We start from the raw sequence: 15,473 nt of genomic DNA, 5'->3' as shown, positions 1-15,473 counted from the left end.
CCTTGGGCCCGCATCAGTGCCCGACGGAGATGCGGACGACGTCCACGGAGTTGTCGGACGGCCGCCAGGCGCCGAGCACCTGAGCGCTCTGTCCGATGCGCAGCCGGGACAGGTCGGACGTCAGTGCGCGGCCGGCGTAGGAGGCACTGGCGTCCGGGGCGACGTGACCGACCAGTTCGTGCTGCCCGTGGGCGAGGTGCAGCCGGTTCTTCGCGATGCCGCGGATCTGCGTGTCCAGATTCACGATGTTCACCCACACCGCGTCGGCGGCCACAGTGCCGTCGGGCATCATGACGCCACGCGCGTAGAGCCCGTCGCCGACATCGATCGCTTCGGCCGTGGTGGCGCGGACTTTCCACACGCTGGTGACGTTGGTCATCTGCACCCGGGAATGGCCGCCGTTGGATCCGGCCACCTCCAGGATGCTGCCGGTGATGCCCGTGATCCGGCCCTCCACGAAGGTGGACCTGGCTATCGCGGGGTCGAGCGAGGGTTCCGCAGCGAAGGCGGCCTCGGCGTCGAGCCCGCCGAGCGCGGTCGCGCCGATGATGGTCGCGCCACCCAGCGCGGCATTGGTGAGGAAGCGCCGGCGGCGCATCCCGTCTGCCCGGTCGTGTCGTACGGTCATGTCGGTGCTCCTCACTCGTAGATGTAGACCGGCAGCTTGCCCGAGCTCAGGTTGCCGATCGCCGAGAAGGCTGCCGGGGTCAGGTCGAGGACACGGTTGGTGCGACAGGTGCCATTGCAGCAAGTCGCCTCGCCGCACCAGTCCTTGGTCCGCGGGCCGCAGTCGGTGATGGTGATGCACACCGTCGCGCCCGAGCACTGGTGCTTGACGTTCATCACCGCACCGCAGCCGCGTCTGGGTATGTTCTCGCCACAGAGGTCGGGCCGGGTGATGTTCCAGCACGCCTGTGAGGCGTTGGGCCACGCGCCGTGGTGCGCGCTGGACTGGCAGTTGCCGCAGGCGCCGCCGCCGGCGCTGGAGCATGGGCCCCAGGCGTTGCCACAGCAGAACCAGCTGGTTTCACCGGCCCACAGGCTGGTTGATCCGCAAGCCATCGTGTTGCCTTTCTCGTGGACTGACGAGTACATGACAAGCACTGAGTGAACCGATGGCGCGATACGTCAAGCGGAGACGCCCGCGTTCCGGCCGAGGATGGTGGTCCGAGCGAAGCAACTCAATGATATGCGCGTAGACAAGCAGGTTGTATAGACGCAGGTTGTATAGACGGCCGCGTTCCGTATGAGTCGAGTGCCCCGCGCCGCGTCCATCGACGGCGCGAAGCCCTCTCCAGGGCGCGTCGACGCTCAGCTCTCCGGTCCTGCGTGACGCCCCAGGTGGTCGGCGAACCACTCTCCGGCCAGGTCCGCCACCTCCCCGAGAGCACCGGGCTCCTCGAACAAGTGGGTGGCGCCGGGGACCACAGCCAGTCGGCTCTCGCAGCGCAGTAGTGCCTGAGCCTGGCGGTTGAGTTCCAGCACCACCCCGTCCTCGCCTCCGACGATGAACAGCGTGGGCGCGGTCACCGCCGGCAGACGGGATCCGGCCAGATCGGGCCTGCCGCCGCGAGAGACGACCGCCACGGCCGGGGAGTCCGGCGCGGCCGCCGCCCACAACGCGGCGGCCGCGCCGGTACTGGCGCCGAAGTAGCCCACCGGCAGGCCCCGGATCTCGGGCCGATCGAGCAGCCAGCGGGTGGCGTCGCCCAAGCGGCGGGCCAGCAGGGCGGCGTCGAAGACGTGGGCGCGGTCCCCTTCTTCCTGCGCAGTGAGAAGGTCGAACAGCAGCGTGGCCAGGCCGACCTTGTTCAGCGAGGTCGAGACGAAGCGGTTGCGCGGGCTGTGTCGGCTGCTGCCGCTGCCGTGGGCGAACACCACGATGCCCATGGCTCCTTCGGGGACGGACAACTGCCCGTGGAGCCGGACCGGTCCGGCCTGCACGACCACTTCCGGGTCCGCGGCCACCATCGCCGCTCCTCCCACGGTTGCTGCGGCTACATGCCGCTGCTCGATGCTCCGAGAAAGCGCACCTCTTCGCCCACCCGTTCGACGCACTTCGTCCGAAAGGCACAGGGACTCAGCCGTTCATCACCGCTCCCGGCTTCCGACCGGACTTCCTCCCCGACCCTTCATCCAGGTTCCACGCTACTCGCGTTCCGCCGAGGCGCGAGCGGCTTCACCGCCCGAGCACCGTGTGACCACGGCTCCGGCGCGCCAGGGACTCATGCCTCTGCACCGGCCGGCCGGAGCATGCTCGAAGGTTCGGCGAGTCGGCGCATGTTCGAAGGCAGGGCGCGTGCGTGCACGTTCGAAGGGTCGGCGAGTCCGCCTACCGACGCCGAACGGCGCGGGAGCGCGCCGAGCAGCCGCTCGTCGCGCCACCCGCCGCGCGGACGAGGTCCGCCGGGGAAGCCGTGCCCGTCGCTCTCGCTTCGTACCGCCTCATCCCTTGACCACTCCCAGCGGCACCAGGCGGGCAACCAGCCGGGCGAGGCCGGCGCCCTCGGTGACGGCGACGACCGCGTCGACGTCCTTGTATGCCCGCGGCGCCTCCTCGGCGAGACCGCGCCATGAGGAGGGCCGCACGGCGATGCCCCGGGCCTCCAGCTCGCCGCGAAGTTGCTCTCCACGGACCATGCGCAGCGCGTGGTGGCGGCTCCAGACCCGGCCGGCGCCGTGGCAGGCGGAGCGGAAGGCGTCGTTGCCGGGCAGGCCGACCATCACGTACGAGGCGGTTCCCATCGTCCCGGGGACCAGTACCGGCTGGCCCGCCTGGACGAGGTCCTCGGGCAGGCTCGGGTCACCGGGCGGCAGCGCCCGCGTAGCGCCCTTGCGGTGGACACACAGCCGACGTGCCACACCGTCCACTTCGTGGGTCTCGATCTTGGCGGTGTTGTGCGAGATGTCGTAGACCAACTCCAGACCGACTCCCGAAGCGGTCGCGAAGGCACGGCGGGTGGCTTCCGACAGCAGTTGGCGGTTGGCCCGGCCGTAGTTGGCGGCCGCCGCCATCGCCCCGAGATAGGCGCGGCCCCGCGGCGAGTCGACCGGCGTACAGGCCAGCTGCCGGTCCGGGACCTGGATGCGGTGCCGGTGCAGTTCCTGGTCCATCACGCGGACGTGGTCGGTGCACACCTGGTGGCCCAGGCCGCGCGAGCCGCAGTGGATCATGACGCACACCTGGCCCACCCGCAGCCCGAAGGTCGCTGCGGTGGCCGGGTCGTAGACCTGGTCCACCGCCTGGATCTCCAGGAAATGGTTGCCCGAGCCGAGACTTCCCACCTGGTGGAGGCCGCGCTCGACGGCGCGCGCACTCACCTGCCCCGGGGCCGCACCGTCCAGGACGCCGGAGTCCTCGCAGCGCGTGAGGTCGCGCGGCACACCGTGGCCGTGCTCGACCGCGTACCGAGCGCCGCCGACCAGCAGCTCGTCCATCTCCCCGGCCCCCGACAGACTCCACAGGCCGCCGCGCCCCATACCGCGCGGGATGGACTTGTCGAGGATGTCCATCAGTCGCCGCATCCGGTCGTGGCCGAGCGCCTCGCGGTCGATGCCGGCGGCCAGCAGCCGTACGCCGCAGGAGATGTCGAACCCCACGCCGCCGGGCGAGATGACCCCGCCGTGGGAGATGTCGGTGGCCGCCACCCCGCCGATCGGGAAGCCGTAGCCCCAGTGGACGTCGGGCATGGCGAAGGAGGCGTGGACGATGCCGGGCAGCGTCGCCACGTTCGCCACCTGCTCCAACGCCTTGTCCCCCGCCGCCTGCGGCAGCAGCGCCCGCGAGGCGAACACGACCCCGGGGACGCGCATCGGCTCCCGCTGCTCGATCCGGAAGCGGTACGGGCTGCTCTCCACCAGTGTGATCTCCACGTCCCTCACCTCCAGTCGACCGTCAGCCATCCGGTCCGATCGCCGACGGTGGTGCCGAACTCGGCACAGGCTGTGGTGAGCCGCTCGCGGATCCACTCCCGGTCCTCACCGCGCGCCAGGCGGGTGCGGCAGTAGTCCAGGGCCAGCGGCACCGCCTCCACCCGGGCAGGAACCAGGTGCGCGGCATCCGGGCCGTCCAGGGTCACCAGGAAGAGGAGCCCGAGGTCGTTGCGCAGGACCGGGTCGACGGCGTAGTCGTCGACGAAGTCGCCCAAGTCGTAGAGGATCCGGTCGGCGATCCCGTGGAAGACATGGGCGGAGTGCCCGGCGACCAATGTCGCTCCGGCCGCCAGCAGCTCCGGGGCCGCGGCCGAGACGCGGCGCGGCGGCCGGGAGGTCATGTTGGGGCCCCAGTGCGGGGTGACCAGCACGACGTCCGCCGCCGCGGCGGCCCGGCCCACCGACTCCCTCAGCCAGTCGGGCACCCCCGCGCGGAGATCGGCCCAGGCCACGCCGGGACTGCTCTCTCCTGCCGCGTACTCCTCCGGGTCGTCCGTGGCGCCCACCACCGCCAGCCGTACACCGCCCGCCTCCAGCACCGCGAACTCCCGGGCCGCGCGCTCGCTCTCCCCGGCGCCGACCGTGTGGACGCCCGCCCCGGCCAGCAGGGTGCGGGTGTCGGCCATGGCGTCGGACCCGTAGTCCAGGGCGTGGTTGTTGGCGAGCGTCACACAGTTCACCCCCAGTTCCGCCAGCACCTTGGCGGCCACGGAGGGCGCCCGGAAGAAGAAGGCCTTTCGCGGGTCGGGCCAGCGGTGCCCCCGGTCGGAAATACAGCACTCCAGATTGAGCACGAAGAGATCCGCCTCCGCGAGCGCCTTCCTGACCCCCGTGGAAACCAGCGTCCCCGGCACCGGCGAGCGGCGCAGTTCCTCGGCGACGTTGCGTCCGAGCATGGTGTCGCCTGCCAGAGCCACCGTGAGCGCCATGATCCTGTCCCTTCCCTGCCCCGCCCTCAGACGTCGAGGGTCACCCGGCAGGTCCAGCCGCCAGGGCCGCCCCGCATCTGCAGGTCGTGCAGCGAAACGGCCTTCGGCACCGCACCGACCGCGACGGCGGTGCCCGCGTCGGCCATCCGGAAGCGGACCGACAGGCACCGGCCGTCCGCCGCCGGCCGGATCGCCCCCACCTCCACGTCGAACGGGATCTCGCCGTGGGCATCCATCCGGTAGACGACCTCCTCCAGGACGGACACCAGCAGATCCTCGTCGGATTCCGCCGTGATCACGTGTTCGTGGTCCCCGGCAACTGCGGCTCCGGACGTGTCGGCGAAACCCTCCACCATCGCGCGCACCGCCTCACCGATGCAGCCCGCGGCCGTCGGCGACCACGCCTCCACCCGCATGTCCGCGGTGTGTGGCACAGCCCGGTGACCACTCGCGCCAGGCTGCTTCTCCGTAGGTACCCGACCGTCCACGGTCGGCGCCTCTCCGTCGTCTGCGTATGCACAAGCCCGAGGCAGAATTCCGCAGGCTGTGCCTCCTCCAGAGTCGTCCCATACACCGCTCCGGGGCAACCCGCACGAGGCGCGGCCACCCGTCGGCGCCGTCCCGGCCGCCCGAGGAGCCGGCCCGCGCCATGCACAGCCGCCGCCTGCGCGGACACGGCAGAGGGCGGCAGCGAGGGCACCCGCCTGCGCCCTCGGTGGGGCGACGGTACGCCGACGGCCCGGCGCGTGATCACGGTGTTGCGTACCTCGGCGCACCGGTCGCAGGAGGACGGCTCCCGCCTGGCAGGGCGCCGACGACGGCCATCGTTTCGGCCGCGCCACCGCCTCCGGCGAGCACGCACCCACCGGTCAAGCGGGCAGCCGGGGCACGCTCTCGACGAGGCGACGCGTGTACGGATGCGCGGGAGCGCCCAGCACCTGTGCGGTTTCGCCCTGTTCGACGATGTGGCCGTTCTCCAGGACGGCGGTGCGTTCGCACAGCGAGGCGACCGCCGACAGGTCGTGGGAGACCATGACGAGAGTCAGGCCCTGCTCCTGCTTCAACTCGTTCAGCAGGTCCACGACCTTGACGCGGGTCGTGACGTCGAGAGCACTGACGGGCTCGTCGGCGAGCAGCACCCGCGGGTCGCACACGGTCGCGCGGGCGATCGCGATGCGCTGGCGCTGGCCGCCGGAGAATTCGTGTGGATAGCGTTCCGCGGCGTCGGCCGGGAGTCCGACCCGCTCAAGGGCGTCGGCCACCTTGGGCACGGCGGTGACCCGGTTGTCGATGCCGAGGGAACGCAGTGGTTCGGACACGATGCTGCCGACGCGCTGACGCGGGTCCAGCGACGAGTACGGGTCCTGGAAGACGCACTGCACGCTGCGCCGGAAGCGCCGCGTCTGCCGGCTGTCGCGTGGTTTCAGCTCCTCGCCGTCGAACAGGACGGTGCCGGAGGTCGGCCGGGCGAGTCCCAGCAGCAGCCGCAGCAGAGTGGTCTTGCCCGCACCCGATTCGCCGACCAGGGCAAGGCTCTGCCCGGTCTCGACGGCGAGGGAGATGTCCTCGACGACGGGCGCCGTGCGTCCTCGATAGCTGAAGGAGGCTCCGTTCAGCTCCAGTACGGGCGTCATCGCGCCCTCCTCAGGTCCAGAGCCGATTCCAGCTGCCGCGCGCTTGCCACCAGCGCCTTGGTGTACTCCTCACGCGGGGTCCGCACGATCTCTCGGACGTCGCCCTCCTCCACGGCGCGGCCGTCCTTCATGACCAGGACACGGTCGGCGACCTTCGACACGACCGCGAGGTCGTGGCTGACGAAGAGGACGGCCATGTCCCTTTCCCGTACGAGGGTGTCGATCAGGTCGAGCATCTCTGACTGCACGGTGACGTCGAGGGCGGTGGTCGGTTCGTCCGCAATGAGCAGCTTCGGGTCGCAGGCCAGTGCCATGGCGAGCGCGATCCGCTGCCGCTGCCCGCCGGAGATTTCGTGTGGGAAGGCGCGGGCGATACGGCCCGGCTCGGGCAAGCGCACTCGCTCCAGCGCCTCCACGACAGACCGCTTCAGTTCGGCGCCCTTCAGCCCTCGCCTTCTGCTCAGCGGTTCGGCGATCTGCCGGCCGACACGCATCAGCGGGTCGAGTGCGGTGAGCGGCTCCTGGAAGACGATGGCGACGTCCTGGCCGCGTACGCCCGTGAGCTGTTTCTCCGTGGCGCCCACGATCTGGGTGCCGGCGAGCACGGCGCTGCCGGTGGCCGTCATGCCGTCCGGCAGCAGGCCGAGCACGGCAAGGGTGGTCAGCGATTTCCCGGAGCCCGACTCTCCGATGAGGCCGAGGCGTTCGCCAGGGGCCATGCTCAGCGAGAGCCCGTCGACGAGAATGCGCCCGTCAGCCGTACGGATCGTCAGGTCGCGTACGTCGAGGATGCTCATGCGCGCCTCCGCCGGGCCGTGGGGTCGAGGGTGTCGCGCAGTCCGTCGGCCATGAGGTTCACACCGATGACGAGCAGGACGAGAAGGATGCCGGGGGCCAGCGCACCGGCCGGGGCCGTGGTGAACGTGGCCTGCGCCTCTTGGAGCATACGGCCCCACGAGGCGTTGGGCGGCGGCGCTCCCAGGCCCAGGTAGGACAGGCCGGCCTCGGCCAGCACCGCGAGCCCGAACTGGAGGGCCAGGTTCACCACGAGCGTGGGCCAGATGTTGGGCAGCACGTGCCCGGCCACGATCCGCGGCCACGAGGTGCCCGAGGTACGCGCGGCCGTGATGTAGTCCTGCGCGAGGACCCGCTTGACCAGGATCCGCACCAGCCGTGCCACGACCGCGCTCTGCGCGAGGCCGATCGCCAGCACGGCGGACCCCAGCGTGGCCGAGCGGGCGGCGACGATGAGCATCGCCAGCAGCAGCGTCGGGAAGGCGATCAGGATGTCGAGGAACGCCGAGAGCGTGTCGTCGAGCCAGCCCTGCGCGAACGCGGCCAGCACGCCCAGCGTGCCGCCGAGGGCGGCCGCGACGAGGACTGATCCCAGGCCCGCTTCGAAGGCGATGCGGGAGCCGGTCATCAGCTGGGTGAACAGATCGCGGCCGAGTTTGTCGGTGCCGAGCAGATGGCCCGCACCGGGGCCCGTGAGCCGTCCGCCGGATGTGTCGTCGGCGGCGTAGGGGAGCCAGAAGACGGAGACCAGCGCGAGCACGGCGATCAGGCCGACCAGGACGCATCCGACGGTCAACGTGTACGAGCGCTTCGTCGACTGCTTCATCGGGCACCTCCCGAGAGCCTGCCGCGCAGCCGCGGATCGATGATCCGCTGTGCGAAGTCGGCCGCGAAGCCGATGATCAGCACCGCGAGCGTGGAGACGAACAGCACCCCCTGGATCACCGGATAGTCGTGTTGCGCGATGCCGGTCGCGAGCAGGGAGCCGAGGCCCGGGAGCGCGTACACGGACTCCACGACCACCGCGCCCAGCAGCGTGGACGCCAGCTCGATGCCGAGGATCGAGATCACCGGTACAGAGGCGTTGCGCAGCCCGTGCCGCCACATGGCCTGTCCGAACGACGAGCCCATGGCCCGCGCGGTGCGCAGATGGTCGCTGCCCAGCACGTCGAGTGTGGCCGACCTGACGTAGCGGATCAGCGAGGCGCTCATCACGAGTGCGATGGTCGCGACGGGCAGGGCGAGCGAGCGGACCGCCTCGGCCGGCTGTGCCCAGCCGTCCTGCGGGAAGCCGCCTGCGGGAAGCCAGCCGGCGTTCAGGGCGAAGACGGCTATGAGGATCATGCCGAGCCAGAACACGGGGACAGCGATGGCCAGTTGGGACACCCCGTTGAGCAACGCGCCGTACCAGGTCCGGCGTCGGTGTGCCGCCACGAAGCCGACCGGAACGGCGATGAGCACCGCCAGGACGAAGGCGGCCAGTGTGAGCGGGATGGTGACATTCAGCCGGGAGCCGATCTCGGGGCCGACCGGCAGCGAGCTGACGAACGACGTACCGAGGTCACCGCTCGCCAACTGCCCGATCCAGTGGATGAACTGCTCGGGAAGAGGCTTGTCGGAGCCGATGGAGTGCCGCGCCGCCGCGATCTGCTCGGAGCTGGCGCCCACGGAGGTGAGCGCGTTGGCGGGGTCGCCCGGAAGCATGCGCAGCAGCGCGAACAGGACCACGCTCGCAAGCGCCAGCGACACCAGCAGGAAGGCGAGACGGCGCAGAAGATACCGGCCCATCAGCCCTTCTTGATGTCGTAGGCGAAGAACTGGGAGTTGAGGCCGTTGACCGGGTAGCCGGACAGCTTGCTGCCGGCCACGACGATCTGCGGGTACAGGTACAGCCAGTCGCTGGCCGCGTCCTCGGCGGTCTTGCGGTTGACCTTCTTCAGGAGTTCGCTCTGCTCAGCGGTGCTGGACGCCTGCTCGGCCTCCTCGACCCACTGGGTGACCTGCTTGTTGTCGTAGCCCCAGTAGAAGTCCGGGTTGCCGTACCAGACCAGGTCGCGGTCGTTGACGTGTTCCTGGAGCGTGGCCGTGAAGTCGTGGTTCTTGTAGACCTTCGTGTACCACTCGTCCGGCGTGATCGTGTTGATCTCGACAGTGATGCCGACCTTGGCGAGCTGCGACTTGATGAAGGTCGCGGCGGTCGGGTGCGGGTCGTAGTTCGGGGTGTCGAGGGTGAAGCTGAAGCCGTTCTTGTATCCGGCCTCGGCGAGCAGCTTCTTGGCGCGCGCGGTGTCATAGCCGTTGACCTTGGTGAGGTCCTCGTACCACGGGTCGGTGGGCGGCACCATGGAGCCGATCTGCTTGCCGTAGCCGCCCCACACCGACTCCAGCAGCTTCTTGTCGTCGATGGCGGCGGAGACGGCCTGGCGGACCTTCACGTCGGTGAAGGGCTTGGCCTTGTCGTTGAAGGCGAGCAGCAGCTTGGTCGTCGAGTTGCCGTCGTTGACCTTGTAGTTCTGATTGCTCTTGAACTGGTCGAGGGCGTCGGGCGACTGCTCGCTCGTGACGATGTCCACCGCGTTGGTCAGCAGCGCGTTGTTCAGCGCCGTGGCGTCCTTGTAGTAGTGGAAGACGACCTGCTTGTTGGCAGCCGCGTCACCCCAGTAGCCGGCGAACCGGTCGAGGCTGAGAGCGGAGCCGCGGGTCCACTTGTTCAGCGCGTAGGGACCGGTGCCGTCCTCGGTCGTCTTGAGGTTCTTCGCCTGGGAGTTGATGATCCATACGTAGGAGAGGTTGTAGACGAAGGAGATCGACTTCTTCGAAAGCCGGACTTCCACCGTGCGCGCATCAGGCGTCCCGACGGACTTGATGACTTCGAGATTGCTCTTGCGCGCGGACTGCGAGTCCTTCGCGATCACCTTCTCCAGGCTGTACTTGACATCCTGGCTGGTGAGCTTCTTGCCACTGTGGAACTTCACACCGTCGCGCAGGGTGAAGGTGTACGTGAGTCCGTCGCCGCTGACCTTGTAGTCCTGGGCGAGCAGGTTCTCAACCTTGCCCTCGTCGGTGAGCTTGAACAGCCCTTCGTACACGTTGCCGTTGAGTGCCTCCGTGACGCCCTGACCGCCGCCCGCGGTGTTGTCGAGATTCTGCGGCTCGTAGAGCGAGCCGATGTTGACTGTGGCGTTCTTGTCGCTCGCTCCTCCTGCTGCGCCGCCCGCGTGGGAGCCCCCGCCGCAGGCGGTGAGGGTCAGGGCCAGGGCGGCGGCGGTGGCTCCGCCGTACAGGGAAGTCTTCTTGATGCTCATGAGGAGTACGCGCTTTCGTGCTGCGAGGCGGAGGAGTGCGGGGTTGATCAGTGCTGCGCGGCGAAGCCGTCGCGGAAGACGGGCCGCTTCTCTCCCGCCTCCACGGGCAGGTGGAAACGGTTCTGCCGCGGCGGCATCGGACAGTTGTACTGGTCGGAGAATCCGCAGGGCGGCACGAACGCACGGTTGAAGTCGAGCAGGACGCGGCCCTCGCCGGTGTGAGTGACGAAGAGGAAGCGCCCGGCACCGTAGGTGATGTCGCCGTTGGTGGGGTCACCGAAGACGAGCAGCAGGGTGCCGTCGTCATCGAAGGCGCTCAGTGTGTAGTCCCGGCCGTCCAGGGTGAGCTCGATGTCTCCCGGCACGACGAGGTCCCGGGTGCCGCCGTTGTCCCGGATGTGCTCGAATCCGACCCGCCTGGCGCCCGGCACCGGGGTGTACGAGGCCTCCAGCACCCAGGCCGGGGCGTACGGGAAGACATCGGTGCGATCGAAGTTCTGGATCGCGGGGGACTGCGCGTCCCAGAATCGGAGACCGTGCTCGGGCTCACCGGTGACGAAGTCGGTGCGCTCGACCGTGGTGACGATCACAGAATCCGGCTGTCCGGCTCGGGCCGCATCGAGGTCGGGGCGCTCCCCCGCCGGGGCCCAGCGGGTCTCGACGAGAGCGAGGTTCCCGGCGGCCGAGGTAACGGAGCGCCGCCGCTCGGCGCGCCATGCCTCCCAGTCCCCGGCGGGGTCGGTCGGCTGGTCAGGTACTACGGCGGCGTGGGACACGGCATTACTCATTCACGTAGACGTGCGTGGGCCGCCACGCCGCGATCGTTACGTTGCGTGAGCTTCAACCCAAAGGACCTTCTTTATCTTCCATAAGGCGAGCTAATGTCAAATTTGACTGGATAGTGAGACCGGCGACGGCGCCTCAGGCCCGAGGACCGGCCGGCCTCGTGTCCGGGACCCGTGCAGCGCGCCGTACGGGCCCTGGTCAGCAGAGCGGTTCCCACGGGGGACGACCGCGTACGGCGACCTCGCGCCGCGCGGCGCGAAGCAGTGTCCCGTCCGGTCCTTCGAGAGATCTTGTGCGGCCTGCCTCAGCACCTCCCCCTCGTCACAGCCCAAGCCCGCACGATGCCCCGGCCCGCGTACTCGCTCACTTCTGGCTGCGTTTGACGTGTTCAGTCAGGTCGCCGACCGCGCTGCCGAGTTTCTGCACGGTGCCGGCGAGAGAGGTCAGGGCAGACTTGATGCCGATCGCTGCGGCTGCATAGTTGTCCATCTCGGCTGTGTGCTCCAGCCGTGCCCACACGGCGGCTTCGGTCACCAGCGCGTTGCGCTGGGGGCTGGCGACAGGGTGCTGGGATGCCTGGACAAGTAGTTCGCGGGCCTTCTGGCCGGGGGCGCTGTCGGTCATGGGCTGAATCACTCCAGCGGCGCGAGGGTGCTTAGGGAATTCGGCGAATTCAGTTTCAGTGAGATGTGAAGAATTGTCTCGGGTGGGGCAGCGCACGGACGCGCACCAGCCGCCACTCATAATTGAGGCCACGCCAGGGGTTGGGTTGCCCATAAAGGCTGTACGTGGGCGAGCCTGCCGCGCTGCCGGGCCGAACCGATGCCTGGGAGAAGCACGTTGATCCCGCAGCGCGCCGAGGGCCTGGTGGGGGCACAGCACACTTCGTGGCGTCACGGAATCGCGTGGGTGAGATTCACCCGTTCAGGTGCATCCTGTTGGATTCCTCGTACGGGGGGACGATAGTCGGCTGGACAGTGAGGAGGCTGGCGGGATGTCCGGGGCCGGATTCGGGTCGAGAATATGATGACCGGTCATTCCCGAATTCCTTCTGCTTCATCCGGCACGGCATGACGCAAAAGAAGAGTGGCGGGTCTGTGCGCATGGCAGCGACCAATCGGATCAAGCTCAATCTCGCCCACCCCGGAAAGAGCGGATGTTCCTCTTGACCGCCTCATCGGGAGCACAACAGTCTGAAAGACGGGCCCCCACCGCTCAAAGGGTCTTGGGTCGGAGCTCAGAACCGCACTCGACCGGATTCGGCTCGCGCGTTCACCGCGGATCCGCCTTTTCGCACACGAGGCCTGGCGCAGTTGGCGGGCCGACCCCGGCGCCTGTACCAATCGCGGTGTCGAGCGTGGCCGCGTCGGAGCCGGAGCGGAGGGCGATGTCGGGCAGTGCGAGCGGATTGACGCAGCCGGTCCGGTGGGCGTCGGCGTAGCCCGAGGCGACGACGAACGCGTCTGGCCGATAGTCCTTCACTGCCCGGACGACCCCCCGCAGGACGTCGATGGCCTGTTCGGACGTCGTGCATCCGTAGAGCCCGACCTTGATGCACGTGGCTCCGGACGCAGCCGCACCGAGCGCCGCCTGGGCCACCGTGCCGGGCTTGTACGGTACGTCTCCTACAGTGGCGGACACCGGCTTGTCCGCCGGGACCGCTTCGCGGATCTCCCTGATGACCCACGGGAAGTTCGCCCCGAGCGAGCCCTCGTCGGGCTTCTTGACGTCGACGATGTCGAGGTGCTCCGCCGCCTTCGCGCAGTCGAGAGCCTCCTCGACGCTGTCCGGGGAGATGAGAAGCAACTAGTGGGCTCCTTCCACGCCGGTTTCGAACCAGCCTCGCGCAGGTAGGCCCGTTGCCGCACAGTGGGCCGAGCGCGAGATTCCGACGAAGAGGGTACGAGCGGAGCGGGCAACCCTTGACCGTCTCCGTACCGGAGTTCCGGTCAGCGACGCGTACCGCTCGCCCCGTGCCTCGCCATCGATCCCGCTTCGACATACCCCGCGACCGACTCCCCCAACGGCTCGCCGGAGATGCCGGGTCGGCGTCAGCTGCCGAGCCAGGCCAAGGCCGCCACCGTCATGGCCCTGACGCCGGTGTCCAGGGTCGGCTGGATGACGGGAGCGAACGTCGGACTGTGGTTGACCGGGACGTCCTCGGCGATGGTGCCGTTCCTGGCGGCCTCGGCGTACAGGCCGGCGTCGATGCCTCCGATGCCCCAGTAGGTGAACGGCGCGCCGAACGCTCGGGGGAGCTCGCTCATGTCCTCGCTTGCGGTCTGCAGGTCGATGGTGTGCGCGTCGTCGCCGAAGTGGGCGGCGAACGCCTCGGCGACGCGCCGCGTGGCGTCCTCGTCGTTGATGGTGGGCGGGAAGGCGGCCGTCTTCTCGATCTCGGGTGCCTTCGGCGCTCCGGACGCCTCGCACTCGGTCCGGACGATGCGTTCGATCGCCTTCAGGACCTGGCTGCGCGTGCCATCGTCGTAGGTACGGACGTTGAGCTGGATGACGGCGCTGTCGGGGATGATGTTGGGGCTGCTGCCCGCGTGGATGCTACCCACGGTGACGACGGCGGGGGTGGTGGCGGCGAGTTCCCGGGAGACGATGGTCTGCAGACGCACGACGATCATGGCGGCCATCACCACGGGGTCGACCGCGGCCTGGGGCATGGAGCCGTGCGCCCCTCGACCGTGGACGGTGATGCGCAGGCTGTCCGCGGCCGACAGGAAGGGCCCCGGACGGGTGCCGACATAGCCGGCCGGATAAGGCAGGACGTGCTGGGCGAGCACCACGTCGGGTCGGGGCGCCTTTGCTGTGAGCCCGTCGTCGATCATGGCGTGGGCGCCGTCGCCGTTCTCCTCCGAGGGCTGCAAGAGCGCCACGAAGGTACCGCGCCAGGCGTCCTTGGCCTGAGCCATCAGCCGTGCGCAGCCGATCAGAGCGGTTACGTGCACATCGTGCCCGCAGGCGTGCATGACCGGCTGCTCGGTGCCGTCCGGACCGGTCAGGGTCACGGTGGAGGCATAGGGCAGACCGGTCTGCTCGCGTACCGGGAGGGCGTCCATGTCCGCGCGGGCCATGACGGTGGGTCCGTCGCCGTTCGTCAGCACGCCGATCACGCCGGTGCCGCCGATGCCGTCGGTGACCTCGTAACCGAAGTCCCGCAGGGCGTCGGACGCCTTCTTCGCCGTGCGGTGCTCCCGCAGGCCAAGTTCGGGATGCCTGTGCAGATCCTGGTAGAGGTCCTCAAGGTCCAAACGGATTTCGGCGAGGCCGGACAGCACGGCATGGGTACAGTCGGTCACGATGACTCCTTGCGCGGGTGGGACCGCTCTTCTTTCCCGTTCCGGGAATCGGGATCGGTGCGGCGCCGCAGCGTCGCAGCCACCTTGGACCGGGACTGCCAGTCCAGGCTGTTGGGCAGGTTCCAGCCCAACCGCACGGCGGTGAGCCGGAAGGCCAGGGCCAGGGCGACGCCCAGGCCGACGCCGACCCCCGGCACACCGAGGTACACGCAGATCACCGTGACTCCAGCGGCCGCGACGGCGACAGTGGCGTACAGACCGTTACCGCCGAAGACAGCCGGCACCCGACCGAGGACGACATCGCGCAAGGCGCCGCCGCCGACGGCGGTCACGGTGCCCAGCAGGACGGCCGGCAACCAGCCCAGGCCGACGGCCAGCGTCTTGTTCACTCCGGTGACCGCCCAGAACCCGATGACCGCGGCGTCGAGCGCGGTGAACAGCCGGCTCCAGGACTCCTCACTCAGCTTGATGAGAAAAACCACCACGGCCCCGGCGACGGCGGTCGGCAGATAGGCGTAGTCGGTCAGCGCGACAGGTGTGCCGTGCTGCAGCAGCACGTCCCTGATCATGCCTCCGCCCAGACCGGAGATGATGCCCACCACCAGGAACCCGAACAGGTCCAGGCCCGCCGTACGGGCCACGGCACCCCCCAGCAGCGCGCACGAGAAGACACCTGCAAGGTCGAGATACCGGGTCGCGACCGTGATACCGGCGGGAATCAGGGAAGCCGACGTCACGCACGCGGTGGACACGACGACGAGCCTAAGGGCTGACCCGTAATGC

General features: G+C 69.3%; 15 protein-coding genes and 2 pseudogenes. 1 reads left to right on the top strand and 16 read right to left on the bottom strand.

Annotated features, from left to right (window positions below; all coding sequences use genetic code 11):
- Positions 1 to 13: 13 nt before the first annotated feature.
- Both ABZ826_RS09745 and ABZ826_RS09740 read right to left on the bottom strand, forming a co-directional pair.
- Complete coding sequence (locus tag ABZ826_RS09745) at positions 14 to 628, bottom strand: cell wall protein (protein ID WP_361444865.1); 615 nt, start codon at positions 626 to 628, stop codon at positions 14 to 16.
- An 11-nt stretch (positions 629 to 639) separates the two neighbouring features.
- The gene (locus ABZ826_RS09740) at positions 640 to 843 is read right to left on the bottom strand and encodes an RlpA-like double-psi beta-barrel domain-containing protein (protein ID WP_326603381.1); all 204 of its coding nucleotides are present in this window, start codon (positions 841 to 843) and stop codon (positions 640 to 642) included.
- Here ABZ826_RS09740 and ABZ826_RS09735 point away from each other — a divergent pair.
- Complete coding sequence (locus ABZ826_RS09735) at positions 833 to 1,111, top strand: hypothetical protein (protein WP_361444861.1); 279 nt, start codon at positions 833 to 835, stop codon at positions 1,109 to 1,111. The two genes, ABZ826_RS09740 and ABZ826_RS09735, sit on opposite strands and share 11 nt — an antisense overlap.
- A 200-nt stretch (positions 1,112 to 1,311) precedes the next feature.
- Here ABZ826_RS09735 and ABZ826_RS09730 read toward each other — a convergent pair.
- The 14 genes and pseudogenes from ABZ826_RS09730 to ABZ826_RS09665 all read right to left on the bottom strand — a co-directional run.
- A pseudogene (locus ABZ826_RS09730) lies at positions 1,312 to 1,953 on the bottom strand (dienelactone hydrolase family protein); the annotation flags it as partial.
- Positions 1,954 to 2,445: 492 nt separating this feature from the next.
- Positions 2,446 to 3,873, bottom strand: coding sequence for an RtcB family protein (locus ABZ826_RS09725; protein WP_361444858.1), 1,428 nt, complete (start codon positions 3,871 to 3,873; stop codon positions 2,446 to 2,448).
- 5 nt (positions 3,874 to 3,878) lie between these two features.
- Positions 3,879 to 4,862: a CapA family protein gene (locus ABZ826_RS09720; RefSeq protein ID WP_361444855.1), complete on the bottom strand. Its 984-nt coding sequence runs from the start codon at positions 4,860 to 4,862 to the stop codon at positions 3,879 to 3,881.
- Positions 4,863 to 4,888: 26 nt separating this feature from the next.
- A complete protein-coding gene (locus ABZ826_RS09715; protein WP_361444852.1) occupies positions 4,889 to 5,296 on the bottom strand; it encodes an archease in 408 nt (135 codons plus the stop codon).
- 435 nt (positions 5,297 to 5,731) lie between these two features.
- Positions 5,732 to 6,496, bottom strand: coding sequence for an ABC transporter ATP-binding protein (locus tag ABZ826_RS09710; protein ID WP_361444849.1), 765 nt, complete (start codon positions 6,494 to 6,496; stop codon positions 5,732 to 5,734).
- Positions 6,493 to 7,293 (bottom strand): ABC transporter ATP-binding protein, encoded by an 801-nt coding sequence (locus tag ABZ826_RS09705; RefSeq protein ID WP_361444846.1) that lies wholly within the window; start codon positions 7,291 to 7,293, stop codon positions 6,493 to 6,495. Before ABZ826_RS09705 ends, ABZ826_RS09710 begins: the two co-directional genes overlap by 4 nt.
- Entirely contained in the window at positions 7,290 to 8,117 is an 828-nt protein-coding gene (locus tag ABZ826_RS09700; RefSeq protein WP_361444843.1) for an ABC transporter permease, read from the bottom strand. The genes ABZ826_RS09705 and ABZ826_RS09700 overlap by 4 nt, the downstream gene beginning before the upstream one ends.
- The gene (locus ABZ826_RS09695; RefSeq protein ID WP_361444839.1) at positions 8,114 to 9,079 is read right to left on the bottom strand and encodes an ABC transporter permease; all 966 of its coding nucleotides are present in this window, start codon (positions 9,077 to 9,079) and stop codon (positions 8,114 to 8,116) included. The genes ABZ826_RS09700 and ABZ826_RS09695 overlap by 4 nt, the downstream gene beginning before the upstream one ends.
- Entirely contained in the window at positions 9,079 to 10,596 is a 1,518-nt protein-coding gene (locus ABZ826_RS09690; protein ID WP_361444836.1) for an ABC transporter substrate-binding protein, read from the bottom strand. Before ABZ826_RS09690 ends, ABZ826_RS09695 begins: the two co-directional genes overlap by 1 nt.
- 47 nt (positions 10,597 to 10,643) lie before the next feature.
- Complete coding sequence (locus ABZ826_RS09685; RefSeq protein WP_361444833.1) at positions 10,644 to 11,384, bottom strand: DUF1684 domain-containing protein; 741 nt, start codon at positions 11,382 to 11,384, stop codon at positions 10,644 to 10,646.
- A gap of 361 nt (positions 11,385 to 11,745) precedes the next feature.
- On the bottom strand, positions 11,746 to 12,006 hold the full coding sequence (locus ABZ826_RS09680) for a hypothetical protein (protein ID WP_361444830.1): 261 nt from the start codon (positions 12,004 to 12,006) through the stop codon (positions 11,746 to 11,748).
- A gap of 717 nt (positions 12,007 to 12,723) precedes the next feature.
- Positions 12,724 to 13,188: pseudogene (locus tag ABZ826_RS09675) on the bottom strand ((5-formylfuran-3-yl)methyl phosphate synthase); the annotation flags it as partial.
- Between the two features lie 245 nt (positions 13,189 to 13,433).
- Entirely contained in the window at positions 13,434 to 14,690 is a 1,257-nt protein-coding gene (locus tag ABZ826_RS09670) for a M20 family metallopeptidase (RefSeq protein WP_361444827.1), read from the bottom strand.
- Positions 14,687 to 15,442, bottom strand: coding sequence for a TRIC cation channel family protein (locus ABZ826_RS09665; RefSeq protein ID WP_361444824.1), 756 nt, complete (start codon positions 15,440 to 15,442; stop codon positions 14,687 to 14,689). The genes ABZ826_RS09670 and ABZ826_RS09665 overlap by 4 nt, the downstream gene beginning before the upstream one ends.
- Positions 15,443 to 15,473 lie beyond the last annotated feature (31 nt).

The organism is Streptomyces sp. NPDC047515 (assembly GCF_040643055.1).
In the GTDB taxonomy this organism is placed as follows: Bacteria; Actinomycetota; Actinomycetes; order Streptomycetales; family Streptomycetaceae; genus Streptomyces.
Note: the sequence above shows the minus strand (reverse complement) of the source record. Positions and strands in the feature narration are given on the sequence as shown.